Consider the following 734-nt stretch of genomic DNA (forward strand, 5'->3'; position numbering starts at 1 on the left):
TATCAGTAGTTTCATCACATCAACTCCTGCGTCGTTGCCTATCAGGCTTTGACAGCAAAAATTGACGAATTACTTAGCACTGAAAAATGGCGTCAATTTCATGATCGAGTGTCATTGACATACAACTCAGTTCCCAATGGGTATTTCGGGATTTTCAAAGAAATTGCTGACCTGATTGTTACCCTGGGACAAGCTGGGCTGCACATTGACTCGGGCTTTGTGCCGGACATTAGTGTCGGGCAGGCGTGGGCCGCACATTGGAAAAAGGGAACGCTAGGTGGAATATACGGTGAGCGAATTAAATTTGAGCACAACTACCCAGATTATTTTCCGCAAGCGGCATCCAATCCACAAGAGCCATGGTGCTACCCGGAAATTGCTCTCGGCGAATTTCGTCGATGGTTTCGCGAGACTTATGTTGGCGAGGGGAAGTTGCAAACTTATATCGAGGGCAAGGTAAGGGATAAGTCCTTACCATTGTCATTTGCACAACTTGCTCTAGCTGCTTACCAAAAAGAATAGTGTCCAGCCCGCCGCGCGGGCTTTTTTTCCGAAGCTCCTAAGTAATTCGTCAATTTTTGCTGTCAAAGCCTAATAGGTAACGACGCAGGAGTTGATGTGATGAAACTACTGATACTACAACCGGCTGAACAGCAAACTGAGGTACCCTGACTTTTTCGGACACTCTAGTTTGGTAAACTTCACCAACTGGAGAACTTATGACACGCTCAACA

At 46.2% G+C, this 734-nt stretch carries 1 protein-coding gene; it reads left to right on the forward strand.

What is annotated here, in order from left to right:
• Positions 1–48: 48 nt before the first annotated feature.
• Positions 49–522, forward strand: a complete 474-nt coding sequence (locus tag ACP7B7_RS31635; protein ID WP_426079364.1) for a hypothetical protein — start codon at positions 49–51, stop codon at positions 520–522.
• Positions 523–734 lie beyond the last annotated feature (212 nt).

Source organism: Janthinobacterium sp. PSPC3-1 (genome assembly GCF_049896105.1).
Classification (GTDB): domain Bacteria; phylum Pseudomonadota; class Gammaproteobacteria; order Burkholderiales; family Burkholderiaceae_D; genus Janthinobacterium.